At 33.0% G+C, this 2,619-nt stretch carries 1 pseudogene; it reads left to right on the forward strand.

The features are described from left to right. Positions 1–570 precede the first annotated feature (570 nt). Positions 571–2,619: pseudogene (locus ABID39_RS07745) on the forward strand (autotransporter outer membrane beta-barrel domain-containing protein); the annotation flags it as partial.

Below are 2,619 nucleotides of genomic sequence, written 5' to 3' on the forward strand. Positions count from 1 at the left end.
AAGTGAATGAGGATTGTTTTTTAGCACTCTTTTCTGTTGTTTTTTGTCTGTTTTGCTCTCAGTTTTTGTGTTTCTCATAAAGTTCTGTGGTGATTTTATGAGGATGTTCTATGGATGGCACGTGCTGGCGGCTGTTTAACCAAAACTTTTGTAATCTTGTAAGAGGAGCATATTATTTTCTTCTACAATAAGCTTTATTTTTTGCATATTTTAGGAAAAAAACAGCTTATGCCTTTTAACTTATGTTTTTTAAAAAAGATTTTCAGTTAGATAACTTTAGTTTTTTATTGTAAGCAGAGCTTTATTTTAAATATTTCGAAAAATATTTTTTATAAAAGTATCTTTTAACGTCATAAGTTGACAAAATAGTATTCAATATAACAATCTTTTCTGGTGACTTACTCTATAATTATTATGTATATATAAAATGTATAGTAATTTATTACATAAATACTCATTATTATTATAAAAGTTAAATTTGATTTAAATTTTTATATTTGCTATACTTAAACAATCTTATTATCTTTATTAAATTTGTTCTTTATAATTTGATAGGAGAATAGAAGAGTTATGGTAAATATATTTCATAGCTATATATTTTCATGTATTTTTACAACAGCTATTCTTTATTTCTTGCAAATTTACTATGTCAATGCTGTAGAGAATTCATGTGATATGCAGAGTCCATTTTATGAATGTATGGATGGTAAAAGACACACAATTGAAAATAAACTTTATTATTTAAAAAACTTTTGGAGAAGATTTAATGTTCATAGTCCCATAGCAGCTCTATATGTAGAAAAAAATGGCACTGTTGTTGATGCGTCTCATATAACGATTTGGGGTAATCATCCATATATGGTATCTTCATATGGTGGATATGTCAAAGATGGTGGAAAGCTTATTTTAGAGGATTCAAATTTTAAGGATATACCCGCGCTTCGTTCTCAGAATGGGGTTATTAGCATGAAAGGAGGGTCAATAAAGGGGATTTCTCACGCTATTTATGCATCGGGCGAAGAAGCAGATGTTGAGTTAGTTTCTGTGAATGTTGAGATTGTACCAGATAATTTGAAAAAAGAGAGGAGCATTGTTAGTGATTCAGGTGCAATGGTTAGAATGTCAGAGAGTACCGTTACTCTTAATGAAGTCGGCCCACTTTTGACAAAACTTGGAGGGAGGTATCTTCTTGATACCATGGAGATTAAGGGAAAAGGAAAGGAGAAACTTTTCTCTGATAATACAGATATGATAGAGGTTTTTGAGGTATTCCAATCTGGTGATATTCATTTAAGAGATAGTTCTATTCAGTCTAACGATATGCATGGCTTTTTGATTAAAAATTTCTCAGGTTCTGCAGATGATAATGGAAAATTACTTCAAAATTATGGTTCACTTGATAATTTTAAAAAGACAGATATTAGGATTGAAAGATCTAATATTTCTATATTGGGGAAGGGCGTGCGTGGTCTGTCTTTTTATGCGTTAAGTCCAGAAAAAACTGCCAAGATTTTGGATATAGACAATAAAACATCTTCAGAAACAAAAAGAACTGTTACAGGAACAGCATCCGTTCATTTATCAAAGACAGTTTTTAAAGTCCCAGATGGTATAGCTATTTATGCCAAAGGGTCCGATGGTTATAAGGCTGAAGCTATTCTTGAATTATCAGATGGGACAGAGATTTCTGGTGATTTGTTATTAAAAGGTGAAAATAACTCCTTTCTATCTGTTAAAGCTAGTGCTTCTTCACTTACAGGGGCAGTTCACATTGAAGATGAATCAACTGCTCATTTGCACTTAGCACGTGGCTCGACATGGTTTTTAAAACCAAGAGAATACAAAGATTTTAAATATTTGAAGGAACAAAGTGGTACTACGATTTCTTCTGTTTCATCTGTGCATCTATCTGATAGCACGCTTATTTTCGATCAAGATTTAAATAAAGATCAAGATCCGTATGATAGTTATCAAACATTGCTCATCGGAAAAAAGACAGATGCAGCCCCTATGGGTAAAGTGTATAGTTATAGTGCGAAAGGTAATGCTCATATTAAGCTTAATGCGATTTTGAATGATGATGGCTTGTTTTATCCTAATAAAAATGATCGCATCCTGATTTATGGTAATGTTTTTGGAACCACTTTTGTTCATATACAAAATATGGAAAAATTTTTAGAAACTTCAGATTCAGTAAAAAAACTAAGTTATGGAGGAGTCTCGAGCATTTCACTTATTCAAGTTTCTGGGACCGCACAAGAAGATTCCTTTAAACTCGCACATGATTATATTACGGTGGGTGGTTTTCCTTATCAATATCGTCTTTTTGCCTATGGTCCTAGCTCTTCTTTGGGAAAAGCAGATGCTGATAATAGGTTAGTTGAAGGGGAGGAAGAGTTTTGGGATTTCCGCCTCGAAGGTGTTTATATTAATCCAGATTCTCCTAAGATTAGTTCTCCATCTTCTTCATCTATTAGGTCTGTATCTTTATCGAGATCAAGATCTTCTGCTTCTGATGGAGCTTCTACTGAGGATCATTCTCCGTCTGTTTCATCTGATTTAGCTGAATCCCTTCCTGCTGGGTCTACTCCTGTACTACCTATTCCGCTTATGCCTCCT

It is taken from the genome of Bartonella japonica (assembly GCF_040545385.1).
GTDB classification, from domain to species: Bacteria; Pseudomonadota; Alphaproteobacteria; order Rhizobiales; family Rhizobiaceae; genus Bartonella; species Bartonella japonica.